The following is a 15,515-nucleotide window of genomic DNA, read 5'->3' on the forward strand; positions in this document are numbered from 1 at the left end:
TCAATATAATTTACTTTGTAATGGCCTCCGCTTTCTTTTGCGCCTCGTCCAGGATGGCCTTGATATCCTCCTTGGTCATTAACGCTTTGGTTACCGCTTCTCCGAAGATCTGCCAGATCTTGGAGTCCTCCTTGGCAAACGTCGGCAGCCCTTGCACATTGCCGGACATCGCCAGATAGTGCTGATACATCTCCGGATGGGCTTGCTTGTAGGCATCCGTCTCAGCAACGGATTTGAGTACCGGTGACCGAACGCCCGTGTCGGCGATCAGTTGCTGGATTTCCTCGCTGTACATCGCGCGGATGTATTCAAAAGCGGCTTCCTTGTTCTTCGCATCCTTCGGTACGGCATGGAACGCCGCGCCGATCGTAATATTGCCGGGTTGGCCGTTCGGGGACAGCGGAATCTGCGACATCCCGTACTCGATTCCGATTTGCGAGCTTTCGACGGCCCGCCACGGTCCATCGATCAAATACGCGATTTGCCCCTTCTTGAAAGCATCGAAATACGTTCCTTCATTCGTATTCGCCATCAATCCGGCAGGATGGTTTGCGTTAAGCTCTTTCAGGAACTGCACCGTCTCCACGTTGGCGTCGGAGTTGAAAACAGGCTGGCCTTGATCATCGGCGAAACCTCCGCCATTGATTACCAATAGTGTACCATACCGCAAGTACCCGCCAGCGTTCGGACCGGCGTATACCCCGCCGCCATAGAACTTCCCTTTGCCCGCTTCGGTTACCTTCTGGATGTTCGCCAGCAGTTCATCCCAGTTCGCCGGCGCCTTGTCGGGATCAAGCCCGGCTTCTTGCACCAGCTTCTTGTTCCAGAACAAGCTGCTGACCCCCGGCTGCGAAGCAAAGCCGTAAATCTTGCCGTCATATTCCATCGGCTTCCAGGCTGCAGGGGCTACATTGTCGCGAATTTCCTGCGCCATGTCGTCCGGAAATGGCTCAAGCAGTCCCTGCTGGGCAAAGCCGGGCATTTGCGTTTCCCCTACGATGATGTCAGGCAAGTTTTTGGCCAGGAACCCCGCCGTTTGCTTCTGGATCAGCGGTTCGCCCCATCCCCAGTCCTCGGTTTTTACCGTAATGTTCTTGCTTTGCATTTTCTCATTCATGAACGATTGATAATAATACGGGAAGAGGCCGGCTTTTTGCAGCTGCTGACCCGGAGTATAGTTGTAATCCTCTTCCGTAATCCGTGGATTCAGCGTCTCGTCGGCAATCGTCTTTTGCTTGTTCTTCTCCAGCAGATCGCCAAGCACCCCGACGCCTACCGAAACGGCTCCCTCGTTCAGCACCGTAATCGTCGCGCCATCCGCCGACTTCCCCTGATTGCCTGAGGGTTGATTCTGATTCGTTCCCGGATCGTTTGTCGCCTGATTGCCTCCGGTATTGCCTCCCCCCGATCCGCAAGCAGCTAATAAAGCGATGAGCAACAGTGAAACAACCGTGATGTGCATTTTTTTCAACATCATGCTTGAACCCCTCCTAATTTTTTTCAACCTGCGTGTTTTTCAAGTCAAATTCTCCTCTTAGGTGTGTATCCTTCCGATCCGCAACGGATCGTCGTGACCTTATTCATACTCCGGCTAGCCCTTGATCCCGGTGTTAGCTAAGCCCTGCACGATGTACTTCTGGAAGAAGGCGAAAATCAGCAGCGCAGGAAGGGTAATCCCGAGGCTTAACGTAATGATCATCGGATAGTTAATCACGGCGCCGGGGCTGGCTCCTACGGAGGAAATCCGCGTGATCGCCGCCGGAAGCGTTTGCAAATGATCGCTGGTCGTATAGAAGAACGGGGTAATAAAATCATTCCACGTTCCCAGGGCCGTCGTGATCGCAATAAATGCCATGATCGGCAGCTGCAGCGGGAAGAGGATCTGGAAGATCAGCCGAATCGTCCCGGCCCCATCCACAATCGCGGCTTCGTCGATTTCCAGCGGCACTTTCTCCAGCGACTGCTTCACCAGAAACGTTCCCATAATGTTGATGCTGGGGCCTCCGATGAAGTACACCCACCAGGAGTTCAGGATTCCGGTCCCGCCGGTAAAAATGTCGTTGCCCCCAGCGAACGGAAAGCGGGCGAATTCGAGGTATGTCGGAATGATCGCCAGCGTGCCGGGAATCATTTGCGTGGCAAGCAGGATGAGAAAGATCGCATCCCGTCCCTTAAACTTCAACCTCGCGAACACGTACCCGGCCAGGAACGAAGTCAGAATCGCCCAGAACGTATTGTAGACCGTACGAATCAGCGAGTTTTTCATATAAGTCGCTACCGCGGTGTCCGTGGACCCGACGATCAGCGCCTTGAAGTTCTCCAGCGTTGGGGCTTTAGGGATCGGGAAGATGCCAAGCACGGTCGAGGAGAATTCGGTCTTTGTAAAAAAGCCGGCAAGCACCATGAATATCAGCGGGTACAGCAAGATGATCCCAACGCCGAGCAACACGAGGTGGCCGAGCAAATAAACCGGCTTAAACTGCTTGCTGACCTTAGCGTTTCGCAGACCGGGCATGCGGGATCGCCTCCTTTCTCGCGGATTTGACGGGCTTCAGCGGGATGGTCGTCCGTCTGTCAGATTTCGTGGACCAGTTGTAATACAACACGGTTACGACGATAACGATCAAGGCCATAATTAACGAGGAAGCGCCGGCCATCCCCAAGTTGAAGTCCCAGAAGCCGTCTCGATAAATGCGGAACACCAGCACCTCGGTTTGCCCGTAAGGCCCGCCGTTGGTAATAAACAGCACCTGCTCGTAAATCTGGATCGCGGCGATCAGGTTCGTGATGACGATATACGTCGCGATCGGCTTTAGCCCCGGTAGCGTCACGTAGCGCAGCTTATTCCACCGCCCTGCACCGTCAATTTCCGCCGCCTCGTACAAGGACACATCCACGGATTGCAGACCGGCCAGCCAGATGAGCGCCGCCCCGCCCACACCTTTCCATACGGAGTAGATCACGATCCAGAAAATGCCCCACCCGACGGAGTATTGCCAGACGATAGGTTCCTTGCCCAAAGCCTTCAAAATGTTGTTAATGACCCCGTTGTTAGAATCCAGAAAAATGTTGAATACCTGCGTGGTCGCCACCGTCGCGGTAATCGCAGGAATATACCATATCGAACGGTAAAACCCTTTGCCGAACAGCGGCATGTTCATCAGCAGTGCGGCAAAGAAACCCGCCCCAAGCGTGATGACCGTGACCAGGCCGCCCAGCCAAATCGACCTCCATAACGCATCTGTATATACCGGGTTTTTGAAGAAGTCGATAAAGTTACCGAACCAAATAAAATTAGGCGTATCCGCCAACCCCACCCATTCGAAGAACCCCAATACGAATCCGAACAGGGTAGGGAAACCTGAAACCACCAGCCAGACCAAAAACATCGGTACCAGGATAACGGCGGCGATCCAAGCATCCTTATGCCTTCCTAATCTGCGCTGCAGCGGTGTTCTCCGCTTCTGTAATCCCGCGGTTTCCATCGTCGAAGCAACCCTCCTTCTGTGAATGGCACGTCTTAAGCATCGGTTGTTAGCTGCGAATCTATTTGTATTATTAACTATATTTCAGTATGTCATTTATGTCAAGATATTAGATATATCATTTATCGCTGATTTTCCACAAAAAAAGACACCCGCTTGTCAGGCAAGCAGATGTCCTTATATCCCTGCGAATTACGTTGTGCGTTTCCGGAGCGGTCCGGTGGACTGGCTCTCGATCAGCTTCGGCTCTAGGATCACCTTGGTGTATCCCGCTTCCTTGACGTCGGGCTTTTGGAGGATGTCCAGCAGGATTCGAGCCGCGGCTTCCCCCATCTCGATCTCCGATTGGGAGATATGCGAGAAATATCCCCACTCGTGCAGCCCCGGCGAAGGATCGTCGAACGTGAGGATCGAGACATCCTCCGGCACCTTGAGCCCCAGCTCCTTACAAATCGAATAAATGTAAAGGCCAAGCCGTCCGTTCAGCGTGATATAAGCCGTGGCGATCTGGTTCTTGATAAACCGGTACAACGGGTGCTTCTTATCGATTTCACTGTAATCCACATTGAAATCGGTCAGGATCAGCGCCGGATTAATCATCGCTTCCTTCTGCTTCAGCGCTTCCATGTATCCGTTAATTCGCTCCTCCACGGTTATGGTCGGCAGCGGGGAATCGGAACAGATCGCGATGTCGCGATGCCCGAGCCCCCACAAATAATCAACGGCAAGCTGCCCCCCGATCATGCCGTCGCTGCGCGACAGGTTCGTTGCGACTCCGGGCAAATATCGATCGATAAGAACAAACGGGTAGCCGCGCATTTTGAGGGACAAAATTTCCTCGTTATACGTTTCCGCGTCACAAGGGAAAATAATCAGTCCCGCCGCCCCTTTGCGGATCAAGTCGTGAATCGCTTCCTTCTCCCGATCAATGGAGTTGTACGTCAATACGATCTGCAGGCTGTAAGGACTGTCCGCAATGATGTTATTGATCCCCTGAAGCAGGCGGATGGCGAAATAGTCGACCAGCATCGGCATCACCAGCCCGATCGTGATCCGCCCCGGAACAGGAGGTGCAGCTTCGTTCGCCGCCAGCAGGTTATCGGCAGAACCTCCGGGAAATGCTCCGGCGTTGTACGACAGCGCCCCCGGATTCCCCTCCAACGCCGTCCAAGGCCCAACCTCCTGAGACGATAACGAGCCCTGGTGACGATGCAGCAGCTCGCCGATCCCCTCGCTGACGAAGCTGCCCCGTCCGGGGATCCGGTAGATCCAGCCGTCCTTCGCCAGCTGCATCAACGCATTGGCCACCGTAATCCGGCTGACGTCGAATTGTTCCATCAATTCTTTCTCTGAGGGGATCTTGTCATTCTCCCGCAGCTTCCCCTGTAGAATCATATCCTTGAAGTGTTGTTGAATCTGCATATATAACGGTTTTCGTTCGTTTTGCATAAGGCTTCTCCTATCTTCTTACTCTCCATATATTCACATTATATCATTTATAGCATTTAGTCAATCGATTTCATGTCTCCACCTCACTCGACAATTATCATTGTATATATTAAATATATTGTACAGTGTTATTTTTTTAGTTATATGCAAACGCTTTCAAAATATGACAAAGCCAAACGGCTTGATGGAGTCGATGAGTTCCGAGGGGCGCGGAAATCCGTCCCCTGCCGTCGCACGCTCTCATTACTGTACGGGCCCCATCGCCTTGATTTTGACCTCGACCTTGACGTCGATCTTCGCTTGAGCGAACGCTTCAGACCAGCGGTCCTGAATCTTCCGGAAGTGGGGGTACTCATGGGCCCGGGCGTAAATGCCAAGCCCGATCGGGTCAATGCGGCGCTTCTGGAACCGTTCGATCAGGTCTTTGAACTGCGCCTCAGCAAGACGGGAAAGCTTCTCCTCCAGCTCTTTCTGCTGCTTCCGGATCTCATGGGGAAACATGACCTCAGACAAGGAGGCGGGCATCGAAACTTGAATATCGAACTTGAACCGGTCGTCCTGGAAGGAGGTTTTGATCTTTGTTTTGACGCTGGACGTGCTGAAGCTGAGAATATCCGTGTTGAAAGGCCCCCGCTTGTGCACGCCGGGTAGCCTGTAGCTGAAGTTAATGCCACCCTCAGCGTCTTGTTTCAGGATACGAAGGATGCCCGTCTCCTGCGCGCTCAGGCTCATGACGTATACGCCGCCGTTATCAAGCAAAGCGGTCCCTTTCAAGACAATCCTCTCGTTCTGGATGCCGATTTCAGAGATGGCAAGAGACACCCCCTTCTCGTATACTTGCCTGTGAAGCTCCTGAACAGTGGTCAGCACCGTCTCCGAACGTTTGCTTTTCGAGTCGACCATCGACCGAAGCAGCAAGGGCAGAATCGGCTGATCGGGATCCTTTTTGTCCATGATCGCGTCGAGCGAGCCTTTATAGTAAATCATGCGGTCCGTCGTCGTATTTTTGGCGTCGCGAAACAGAACGTCCAGCAGATTGAACCAGCCTTCATGCTGCAACAGGCGGCCTCCGAGCAAGATGACCTGATAGTTTTTTCCGCTAAGCAACCCGGCCGTTTCGGCTCCCTGCGCAGCCCGCGACTGCCGTGGCGTCAGCGCCGCCGCTTTGGTCTCGAGGCTTTTGTTCTCCGGACCCTTGATGAACACCGGGCTGGACGTATACATGAGCAATTGATCGTTCTCGTCGAGATCGATGCCGAGAGCAAGCGGAATCGTGGCTTCTTCCAGGTCGAGCCTGTCCGCCGCGCAGGCCGCAAGTATCAAGACGAAGACGGACAGCACAGCCATCCTTAATATCGCCTTCATACTAAACCCTCCTTTTCAGCTTGTCCTGCGCCCAGAAGAACAACAGTAAAAGGGCCGGGACAATGTATTCCAGCACGGCGCCGGTTCTTCCCAACACCGATTCAAGCCAGTCGTTCTGGCTGAAGGTTGGGAAATAGAAGAAGGACACGCCGGCGAGCAAGGCATAGAAGATCCGCAGATGCTTGCGCTCGCCGCCGGCTCCGAGCAACCAGTTCGAGCAGTAAACGGCGAAGTAGCTGGCCGGAACCCAGATCAACGAATAGATGAACAGATAAAAGGCGATAAACGGAACTTCAATCCGCTCCATAACGCGGAACTCGATCGTTTTCAGCATCTGAAGGACGGGCTGGTTGAATTCCGTAATTTCGTCCGGGCTGAAATAAACGAAGCAGACGGTTGTGATCCAGAGGTAGAGGACAGCGGTCAAGGAATTGGCCAGCACGACTCCCCGCACGGCATACTGCTTGTGCTTCAGATTCGGGTATAAGAACAGGGTGGCTGCAAAACCGACGAACGAAAAGAGGACGCGCTCGATTCCCGTCAGCACCGGCAGAACGCCCTCTTTGAAAAAAGGCAGCAGATTGAGCCAATGGGCTTCTTTCAGCGGATACAAATAAATGAGCGGCGTCCAGAACGTAATCCAAAACACCAACTCGGCGTATCGGCCGACCAGAAGGGGGCCTTCCTTGACAATCGCATAGGCGGGAATAAGCAACAAAATCAGCATGACGTAAGCCTTCGTCTCGGGAAGCAGCCACGAACGGGTAATATTCGTCGTCCGGACGAACCCGTCATAGGCCATAGTGGCAAAATAGATACCGAACACGAGCGCCGCCGCTTTTCCCGCCCATTTCCCGATCCGAAGTGAGATCAGGTCGAGCACCGTTCCTCCCGGCATTCTCCGCATGAGCCGGACGGCGATGAGGCTGGCGATGACGGAAAGAAACCACATCACCAGAATCGTCATCCATCCGTCCGTCCCCGCTCCTTCCGCCAGGAGACGGGGCAACGGGAGGTACGCGATGCTGATTTGAAGCCCGCTGATGATAATCGCGAATTGCAGCATGGTGAGTTCAGCCGTTTTTTTCGATTTCACGTTTGTTCTCCTTCCGGATCCGGGCGCGTGCGACCTTGCCTCCGTAACTGGACGGGGTTTGCGCCCAACGGACGTTCGTTCATCATCCATAGCGGAACCCGCATGAACGCATCTTTCCAATCGGAGAATCGGACGGGTCCGAACGGACTGAAATAGGGTCTGCCGAGGGAATGCAGCGCCAGCAAGTGAGCGATCAGAATCATAATCCCGATCATGATGCCGACGAGCCCGAACAACGCCGCGGCGATCATCAGGCAGAAGCGAATGAGGCGAACTGCCGCAACCAGATCATAGTTGGGCAGGATGAACGATGCGATGGCCGTAAACGCGACAACGACAACCATAATGTTGCTGACCAGGCCCGCCTGCACAATCGCCTGGCCGATAACGATACCGCCGACGATGCCGACGGTTTGTCCAACGGGAGCGGGGAGGCGGACGCCCGCTTCACGCAGCATCTCGAGCGTGATTTCCATAAATACCGCTTCGACGAACGGCGGGAAGGGGACTTGGCCGCGGGATTCCCCCAGCGTCAGCAGCAGCTTGAACGGAATCACCTCGTAATGAAACGAGGTAACCGCAATATAAAAGGCGGGCAGGAAAGCGGCAATGCCAAAGGCAAACAACCTCAGCAGTCTAAGAAACGTCGCGATGGACCAACGGGTGCTGTAATCGTCCACGCTTTGAAAGAATGACGTAAAAGAGATAGGTGCGACCATGACGCTCGGGGAGCGGTCCACGACGACGACAATCCTTCCTTGCAGCAGTTGCGACGCGGCTGCGTCGGGCCGCTCGGTCATCAGCATTTGCGGGAAGGGTGAAGCGGAACTGTCTTCCACCAGCTCAGCCAGCTCGCCGGTATTAATCACCGCGTCGATGTCGATCGCGTCGATCCGCTCCTCCATTTCCCGAAGCAGCGTTGGATTCACGATATCCGCAATGTATAGAACATAGACCTTGGTGTGACCCCGGCGGCCGACGATTTTTTCTTTGATTTTCAGCTCCTCGTGCGGCAGGTACCGGCGCAGAAGCGCGAGGTTATGGGAGCCGGTTTCGACGAACCCTTGATGCGCGCCTTTCAGCGACGTCTCCAATTGGGGATCTTCGATCGCCCGCTGCGGCCATCCTGACGTTCCCAACACCTGTGCTTCGGCCCAGCCTTCGATGAAGAGGACGCTGTCGCCCTCCAGCACGGCTCTCTCGGCCTTGACCCATTCGTCGATCGGGGTCATTCGGCCCGCCGACAGCGGCAGTTCCCGGCCCTCGCCCGTTTGCTTGGTCTGAAGCGGAAGCAGCACATCCCGGTTGACGGAATTGTTGTCGGTCAGGCTGTCAAGATAGACCAGCATAGCCGGAGACTGCGTCTGCCGGATAACGAATTTGCGAATAACCAGATCGGGTGAAAGGGTGAAGCGCTCCTGAATCTTCTTCTCGCAATCGCCGAGATCCGAGGGGATCGGATCATGTACAGGTTCGGGTTTGCGCGTCGAACGGTAGGAGCCTTGGTATTTTCGCCCGCCCGGCAAGTAACGTCCGAAGAAGCTCATGAACATTCCTCTTTCCTTAGGCAATGGGCATATTTTTCCACCGATCCCGGTTTATATGCGTACAGCGTTTCCGAGAATCACTTCAGAACAGGATTGAACTCCGCTTCCTTCACTTCGAATCGAAACCAGTGAAACGGTCCCGCTTGCAGGTTCCAGCAAATCTCCCCTTGCGAAGGAATGAATATCCCCTGAAAGGGTTTGTAGGTTCCCATCCGAACCTCCCACTCTTCCATAGTGCAGGTTTCTCGATCTTCTTTAAATCGCTGCGCCATAAAACGAACGGGCTCGCCCGTTTTTTGAAAATAAAAGGTGCCCGACGCGTTGATGCCTCCATAGGAGATATTGGCTCGCGCTACATCGTCAGCGACGGCTTCCCAAGTAATATACGGCGACAAAGCCGCTGTGGGATACCAGACCATCTCAGCCAGATACCGTACTAGGGATCCCTGGTCAATCTCGCGACCACGTGCATGCCCCACTTTAAACACGCCCATAAGCTTGATGAGCATATCGGCTTGACCGTTCAAGTACAAGTCTCTGCCATAAATCGCCACCCCCGGTGCCGCCCGAATTCTCGCCTTCCAGATGAAAGATGGCTGGTCAAGCAAGGAGTACTGCTTGGCGCGGAACGGCATCCAGCCTCCCTCAGGCTTCGTGCGCAGCATCCCTTCCTGCCTAATCCTAACGGATTGAATCGGCTTCCCTGCATCCAATGAACGAGTGAGACGCAACCACCTCAATACCGGCGGCGGCAACTGCTGCAACCTTTCTTCATTGAGTTGGATAACGGGCTCATGAGCGCATGCCTGCAGGAGAAGAGCGGTTTCCTTTTTTACGTTTCGCCGAAAAGTGAAATTTTGAACAAGCGCAGCTATGAGTAATCCTGATCCGATCACGACAACCGTAATGACTAAAATCTGAAGCCAATCCATGCGCCGCCTCCTCTACGATTCTCAATGATTAAGATGAAGAACGTGCTTCCAACTTCATGATGTTCGATATGAACTGGTCAATCAAGGCTGCGAAGTGCCGGAGATCATCCTCCGAGAAGCCGCCGAACAAATCATGTAAGAAAGCCAGCTCCCGATCCCCTCTTGCCGCAAAATATTCCTGACACCTCTCGGTAAGGCCGATTCGTTTGAACCGGCGATCCGAATCATCGACGGAAATCTGGACAAACCCTTTCTTTTCCAGACTCCGGACCATTTGCATGACATTCTGATGAGAAACACCGAGTACGCCGGCAATTTCTTTCACAGAGAGTATGCGCGGCTGACTTTTGTACATAATGGCAATCAAGAGCCACTGCTTCACCGTTACTTCGGGATCCAGCCGATCCCCGAGCACTTGCAGCCGATTGGCGATAATGAACAGCGAGGCGAAAATCTTCCCTTTATGCTCATCCACAGTCATCCCCTGCCTCTCCCGAACCAATAGGTAATATATTATATATCTAGCATGAGGATATTTTTCCTGTCAAGGAGATATGTTTTCTGTTCGTCAAAAACCGTAACAAAACGCCCTGGCCTTTTTACGACCAGGGCGTACCTTTCGATTTATTTCTCAGCACTGAATGGTGATAACCGCTTGGGCAGGATCGCTCTGACTTGCAGCTACCTCCACCTGCTTCACACATTCCTGACCATTCGGTACAATGACAGGCGTTATCACGGGATAACCCGCTTGCTCAATCAGGGCGATGTCGAACTCCAGCAGCAGTTGTCCCCGGGTGATCACATCCCCCGTTTTGACATGTGCCGTAAAGCCCTCCCCCTTCAGAGATACGGTGTTCATTCCGACATGAATCAGGATTTGCGCGCCGGAAGCGTGCTCCAGCATAATCGCATGTTTGCTCTTCTCCATCAAGTGAACAACCTTGCCGTCAAACGGAGCGATGACTTTCCCTTCTGTGGGCTGGATGGCGACGCCTTCCCCCATCATTTTAGCGGCAAAAGCTTCATCAGGCACTTGCTCCAAGGCTACCAACGTTCCGGGTACTGGAGACGGAATCTCAACCACCACCGGACCGGCTTGTTTCTTCTTCCAACCAAACACCGTTGTTTCCCCCTACCTTATAGATTTTTAGCGATGAAGTAACCTTCTCGGGTGGCATCCATCACATTTCTTGGTTTATTAGCATCGCCGATAACAAAGGTGTCCGGAACAATGCCATAGAAGGAATCGATGAGCGCTGGAGTGGTTCTCATCCCCGTGGAGAGAATCACGGTATCCGCCGGAATTTGCTTCCGCTCGCCAGCTTCCTCATAAATAACCCCGTCCGCACTGATTTCTACAATTCTCACATTTAATTTGGTGTGCAGCGTTTCTTGCTTGTCCATGGCCTGCCGTAAACCAACGCGATAGAGGATGTTCCCGTTCTTGGCCAGCAGATCTCCCGCTTCCATAATGGTAACCTGCTTCCCGTGGCGCGCCAATTCGATCCCCAGCTCGCATCCCGTGGAGCCGCCGCCAACCAGCACGACCTTATTCCCGACTTCATCCATCCGGGTGTAGACGTCCAATGCCCCCATCACATGGCTTTGCTCCACACCTTTGATCGGAGGTGTAAACGGAACCGCACCCGTAGCCACAATAATGGCATCCGGGGACAACTGCTTAATCAGCTCCGGCGTTGCTTCTACGCCCAACTTCACCGTAACCCCTGATTTGCCGATCTGGGTAATTAAATAGTTCATATAATTGTACAAATCAATCTTCAGCTCTTCATATGCCGAGTAACGCAAGGCCCCGCCGAGCGATTCGTGCTTCTCCAGCAAAATCACTTCATGGCCCCGCTCATCCGCAACCAAAGCCGCTTTCATCCCCGCCGGGCCGCCCCCGACGATAACCACCTTTTTCCTTTGCTTCGCCTTAGGCAACTCCAAAGGAACCATATCATAGCGGGTATAACGCGGGTTAACCGAACAGCCAACATTTTTGCGCTCCGTGGAGATATGGTAGCAGTATTGGCATCGCAAGCAAGGGACGATATCTTCATCGCGGCCTTCCTTGGCCTTCTGCGGCCAGAACGGGTCGGCAATCAAAGGGCGCCCCAGGGCAACAAAGTCCGCCTTGCCTTCCGCAATAATCGATTCGGCTTCCGCTGGGCTCATGATCGCGCCCACCACAGATACGGGGATCTTAACGTTGCGCTTGACCTCGGCAGCCCACTCAACGTTAGGCATATGCTCTTTAAAGATCGTTGGAGCCATGTGCACATTGCCCTCATAGTTGATATCCAGCCCCGCCGAAATATGCACCATATCCAGCTTGTCCTCAACGATTTTGATAAACTCCAACACGTCCCTGAACTCAATGGAGCCGTCCACAACTTCGGAGGCGCTGATTCTCATGTCCACGATAAAATCATGACCCACCGCTTCGCGCACCCGATCAATAATCATTTTCGGGAATTTAATCCGGTTCTCAAAGGAACCCCCGTATTCGTCCGTCCGCTTGTTGAACAGCGGCGACAGGAATTCGGCAGGGAGCCAGCCATGGGCAAAATGCAGCATAACGAGATCAAATCCGGTCTCCTTGGCCCGCTTGGCCGTCTCTGCCCAGTCGTTCGCGACCTCGTCCATCATTTGCTCGTCCATCGCTTTGACGATAGTGCCGTCTTCCCGCACCAGATCAACAGGGCCAATGGCATAATCGTCTACACGGGCATATTGACCCGAATGAATCAGTTCCAGCGAGGCCTTTGCTCCCGCCTGATGGGCGACAATTACCCGATTTCTCGTGGCTTCCATTTGATATTTGTCGAAGGCATAGGGCTCGTCCGGCCGGGAATAGCTTGCTCTCTTGCGGCTGACGTTAACGCTGCCCGTAATAATGACCCCGGCTCCGCCGATCGCTTTATCATGATAAGGTCCTGCAGGCGTGGCAATAATCCGGTTATTGAATACGGTATTTTTGATGCGAATCGGCTTGAATAGATTTGGAAATTTCATCCTTATCCCTCCTCGGTCTGCTCTTCTTGAGGTTCATCCAACATCGCGCCGTTTGATGCAATCACGTTTTTGTACCAGTAAAAAGATTTCTTGCGCTCCCGGTTCAGTGTACCCTGTCCTTGATCGTCACGATCCACATAAATCAGGCCGTAGCGTTTCTTCATTTCTCCGGTCGAGGCGCTGACCAAATCAATACAACCCCAGACGGTGTAGCCCATGACATCTACTCCATCCAACACAACCGCGTCTATCATATGAGCAATATGTTTTCTCAAATAATCGATTCGATAATCATCCTGGACCATTTCGCCTTCGCGCTTCTCATCGACGGCCCCCAGGCCGTTCTCAACCACAAAAATCGGCAACTGATAACGATCATACAAATAATTCAAAGCGATTCGCAGCCCCAGGCCATCGATCTGCCAATCCCAAGCACTCTTCTCCAGATACGGATTGGCAATGCCGTCCAGCATGTTGCCCTTGACCCGAATTTTCCGGTCGGGGTTGGCGCTGGTAACCAGGGACATATAATAGCTGATGCCTATATAATCAACGGTCCCTTGCAATAAGTCTTGCTTGTCCTGCGGGGTAATATCCAGCGAGATTTGACGCCGTTCCAGAAATTTAATTGCTTTCGGAGAGTAGTACCCCCGGACTTGGATATCGGAGAAATAATAGTGGAGGTCCATATTATGCAGGTTCTCCAGGTTGTCTTCCGGGGAGCAAGTCTCCGCATAGGATAACGGATACAGCATCATCATGCCGATCTTGAAGTCAGGATTAATCTCGCGACCCAACCGGACAGCTCTTGCACTGGCAACCATCTGATAATGTGCCGCTTGATACATCAACTGCTCGGGGTGCTCCGCCTTCTCGATGCGAATCCCCGCAGCAATGATGGGATTTAAGGTAATCACATTAATCTCGTTAAAGGTCATCCAGTATTTCACCTTCGTACGATATCTCCGGAACAGCACCTCACACAAACGAACATAAAAATCGATCATGTTGCGGGAGGTCCAGGAACCGTATTTCTCGACCAAATAAAGCGGGGTTTCATAATGAGAAATCGTAACGACCGGCTCAATACCATATTTCAAGCATTCATCAAACAGGCGGTCGTAGAAGGCCAGTCCTTCCTCATTCGGCTCCCTCTCATCCCCTTGCGGGAAGATCCTCGTCCAATGAATGCTGGTCCGGAAGCATTTGAAGCCCATTTCGGCAAACAAGGCGATATCCTCCGGATAACGATGATAAAAATCAATCGCTTCGTGATTCGGGTAATACACGTCTTCCAGAATGCCGTCCGTATATACTCGCTTCTGCCCGTGCTTACCGGCAGCAGCGACATCTGCGGTGCTAATCCCTTTGCCTCCTACATTCCATGCTCCTTCGGATTGGTTAGCCGATATGGCCCCTCCCCATAAGAAATCCTCAGGCAATTTCTCTGTTGACATACGGTTCCTCTCCTTACTCTCTACTTTTCACCGAGCTTCTTTCTATAATTTCCGAATGGAAAATAGCGCCCTTCTGCAGCTTCTGGACCAAATCGGCCTTAACTTTATTCCCCTCTATCATGGCGATTAAGGATTTGGCCACTCTACGCATAATTTGCTGCTGATGCAGATCCACCGTCGTAATCGGCGGAGTGACCATTCTGGAGATTGGATAGTTGTTGTAGCCTACAATGGATACGTCATCGGGCACAGAGATCCCCCTCTCCAGCAGCTTCTGCAAGCCTCCTACAGCCAGATCATCCGTAGCGTAAAAAATTCCGTCAACTCGGCCGGATTCAATATGTTCCACAATGCTCTCCGTAATGCCGTAGCCGTGGTCATAATCGCTGCCGCGCGCTTCAAACACAAGCTCTTTATCCAGCTCAAATTGATATCTCTTCAACGTTCTCAAATATCCTTTATACCGATAGTTCGAGCCAATGGATGTCCGGCTTCCTCTCACGAAAGCAATCTTGCGATGTCCCTTGGCAATAAGATACTCGGTGATATCTTCCCCGACACGCTTATAATCGAGGGGGACATTGATCACATGTTCATTTGTAATCAGCTTGGCGGCCCGGCCCAGCACAAACACCGGCATATTCTTATTGGCATAAAGATTAATAAATTCCTCAGAGATAAATTTGGACATGCAGATGACCGCGTCCGCCCGATTCTCGGAAATAAACCGCTCAGCCGTTCCTTTATGCTTGTCATTCGCTGTAATAATGACCAAATCGATTTGCTTCGCAATCAACTCCTGCTGAATGACCTGCAAGGAGTCGGTAAAATAGGAACGGGTCGGATTATCCGTAATCAGCAGCACGATATTGGTCTTCTGCCGCTGCAAATCAATCGCCGAGCCGTTCTTGATATAGTTAAGCTGCTTGGCAGCTTCTCTCACTTTGATCTTGGTCTTCTCGCCAATTTCCGGACTGTCGTTCAAAGCCATGGAGACCGCCGAAACTGAAATATCGAGTAATTTTGCAATATCCTTAATCGTTGCCATGTTGTCTCACACCTCGCGCCTATCGTTCCGTTTTTCTTTATATTATAGAGTACGCTCAAGGGATTTGCAGTTTCGGTTGCTCTATGGCTTCTGCTTGGCTAGTAGCGTGATAAAC

The 15,515-nt window shown here is 52.6% G+C and carries 13 protein-coding genes; all 13 read right to left on the minus strand.

Translation table 11 applies throughout. The features are described 5' to 3' along the window. Positions 1 to 10 precede the first annotated feature (10 nt). Complete coding sequence (locus BN3795_RS03985; RefSeq protein WP_068783447.1) at positions 11 to 1,477, minus strand: extracellular solute-binding protein; 1,467 nt, start codon at positions 1,475 to 1,477, stop codon at positions 11 to 13. Between the two features lie 114 nt (positions 1,478 to 1,591). Continuing rightward, complete coding sequence (locus BN3795_RS03990; RefSeq protein ID WP_068783448.1) at positions 1,592 to 2,515, minus strand: carbohydrate ABC transporter permease; 924 nt, start codon at positions 2,513 to 2,515, stop codon at positions 1,592 to 1,594. Continuing rightward, positions 2,493 to 3,485, minus strand: a complete 993-nt coding sequence (locus tag BN3795_RS03995) for a carbohydrate ABC transporter permease (protein ID WP_068783449.1) — start codon at positions 3,483 to 3,485, stop codon at positions 2,493 to 2,495. The genes BN3795_RS03990 and BN3795_RS03995 overlap by 23 nt, the downstream gene beginning before the upstream one ends. 192 nt (positions 3,486 to 3,677) lie before the next feature. Next, positions 3,678 to 4,934 carry a GntR family transcriptional regulator gene (locus tag BN3795_RS04000; RefSeq protein ID WP_068783450.1) on the minus strand — a complete coding sequence of 419 codons (1,257 nt, stop codon included), beginning with the start codon at positions 4,932 to 4,934 and terminating at the stop codon, positions 3,678 to 3,680. A 243-nt stretch (positions 4,935 to 5,177) separates the two neighbouring features. Continuing rightward, the gene (locus tag BN3795_RS04005; protein WP_068783451.1) at positions 5,178 to 6,299 is read right to left on the minus strand and encodes a Ger(x)C family spore germination protein; all 1,122 of its coding nucleotides are present in this window, start codon (positions 6,297 to 6,299) and stop codon (positions 5,178 to 5,180) included. A gap of 1 nt (position 6,300) precedes the next feature. Further along, on the minus strand, positions 6,301 to 7,395 hold the full coding sequence (locus tag BN3795_RS04010) for a GerAB/ArcD/ProY family transporter (RefSeq protein ID WP_068783452.1): 1,095 nt from the start codon (positions 7,393 to 7,395) through the stop codon (positions 6,301 to 6,303). Further along, positions 7,392 to 8,942, minus strand: a complete 1,551-nt coding sequence (locus BN3795_RS04015; RefSeq protein ID WP_110944999.1) for a spore germination protein — start codon at positions 8,940 to 8,942, stop codon at positions 7,392 to 7,394. The genes BN3795_RS04010 and BN3795_RS04015 overlap by 4 nt, the downstream gene beginning before the upstream one ends. Before the next feature lie 77 nt (positions 8,943 to 9,019). Then, on the minus strand, positions 9,020 to 9,874 hold the full coding sequence (locus BN3795_RS04020) for a DUF6544 family protein (RefSeq protein WP_068783453.1): 855 nt from the start codon (positions 9,872 to 9,874) through the stop codon (positions 9,020 to 9,022). Positions 9,875 to 9,902: 28 nt separating this feature from the next. Next, positions 9,903 to 10,355: a MarR family winged helix-turn-helix transcriptional regulator gene (locus BN3795_RS04025; protein ID WP_068783454.1), complete on the minus strand. Its 453-nt coding sequence runs from the start codon at positions 10,353 to 10,355 to the stop codon at positions 9,903 to 9,905. A 150-nt stretch (positions 10,356 to 10,505) separates the two neighbouring features. Beyond that, positions 10,506 to 10,997, minus strand: coding sequence for a PTS sugar transporter subunit IIA (locus BN3795_RS04030; RefSeq protein ID WP_068783455.1), 492 nt, complete (start codon positions 10,995 to 10,997; stop codon positions 10,506 to 10,508). 17 nt (positions 10,998 to 11,014) lie between these two features. Beyond that, positions 11,015 to 12,895: an oxidoreductase gene (locus BN3795_RS04035; protein ID WP_068783456.1), complete on the minus strand. Its 1,881-nt coding sequence runs from the start codon at positions 12,893 to 12,895 to the stop codon at positions 11,015 to 11,017. Between the two features lie 2 nt (positions 12,896 to 12,897). Beyond that, entirely contained in the window at positions 12,898 to 14,352 is a 1,455-nt protein-coding gene (locus BN3795_RS04040; RefSeq protein WP_068783457.1) for a 6-phospho-beta-glucosidase, read from the minus strand. Between the two features lie 13 nt (positions 14,353 to 14,365). Further along, complete coding sequence (locus BN3795_RS04045; RefSeq protein ID WP_068783458.1) at positions 14,366 to 15,400, minus strand: LacI family DNA-binding transcriptional regulator; 1,035 nt, start codon at positions 15,398 to 15,400, stop codon at positions 14,366 to 14,368. Positions 15,401 to 15,515 lie beyond the last annotated feature (115 nt).

Origin of the sequence: Paenibacillus phocaeensis, from assembly GCF_900021165.1 — a bacterium.
In the GTDB taxonomy this organism is placed as follows: Bacteria; Bacillota; Bacilli; order Paenibacillales; family Paenibacillaceae; genus Fontibacillus; species Fontibacillus phocaensis.

Excerpts from the sequence above, each read along its gene's own strand:
- BN3795_RS03990 (WP_068783448.1), bottom strand. The coding sequence starts at position 2,515 with ATGCCCGGTCTGCGAAACGCTAAGGTCAGCAAGCAGTTTAAGCCGGTT.
- BN3795_RS03985 (WP_068783447.1), bottom strand. The coding sequence starts at position 1,477 with ATGATGTTGAAAAAAATGCACATCACGGTTGTTTCACTGTTGCTCATC.
- BN3795_RS04025 (WP_068783454.1), bottom strand. The coding sequence starts at position 10,355 with ATGACTGTGGATGAGCATAAAGGGAAGATTTTCGCCTCGCTGTTCATT.
- BN3795_RS04040 (WP_068783457.1), bottom strand. The coding sequence starts at position 14,352 with ATGTCAACAGAGAAATTGCCTGAGGATTTCTTATGGGGAGGGGCCATA.
- BN3795_RS03995 (WP_068783449.1), bottom strand. The coding sequence starts at position 3,485 with ATGGAAACCGCGGGATTACAGAAGCGGAGAACACCGCTGCAGCGCAGA.
- BN3795_RS04045 (WP_068783458.1), bottom strand. The coding sequence starts at position 15,400 with ATGGCAACGATTAAGGATATTGCAAAATTACTCGATATTTCAGTTTCG.
- BN3795_RS04035 (WP_068783456.1), bottom strand. The coding sequence starts at position 12,895 with ATGAAATTTCCAAATCTATTCAAGCCGATTCGCATCAAAAATACCGTA.
- BN3795_RS04020 (WP_068783453.1), bottom strand. The coding sequence starts at position 9,874 with ATGGATTGGCTTCAGATTTTAGTCATTACGGTTGTCGTGATCGGATCA.
- BN3795_RS04000 (WP_068783450.1), bottom strand. The coding sequence starts at position 4,934 with ATGCAAAACGAACGAAAACCGTTATATATGCAGATTCAACAACACTTC.
- BN3795_RS04005 (WP_068783451.1), bottom strand. The coding sequence starts at position 6,299 with ATGAAGGCGATATTAAGGATGGCTGTGCTGTCCGTCTTCGTCTTGATA.
- BN3795_RS04015 (WP_110944999.1), bottom strand. The coding sequence starts at position 8,942 with ATGAGCTTCTTCGGACGTTACTTGCCGGGCGGGCGAAAATACCAAGGC.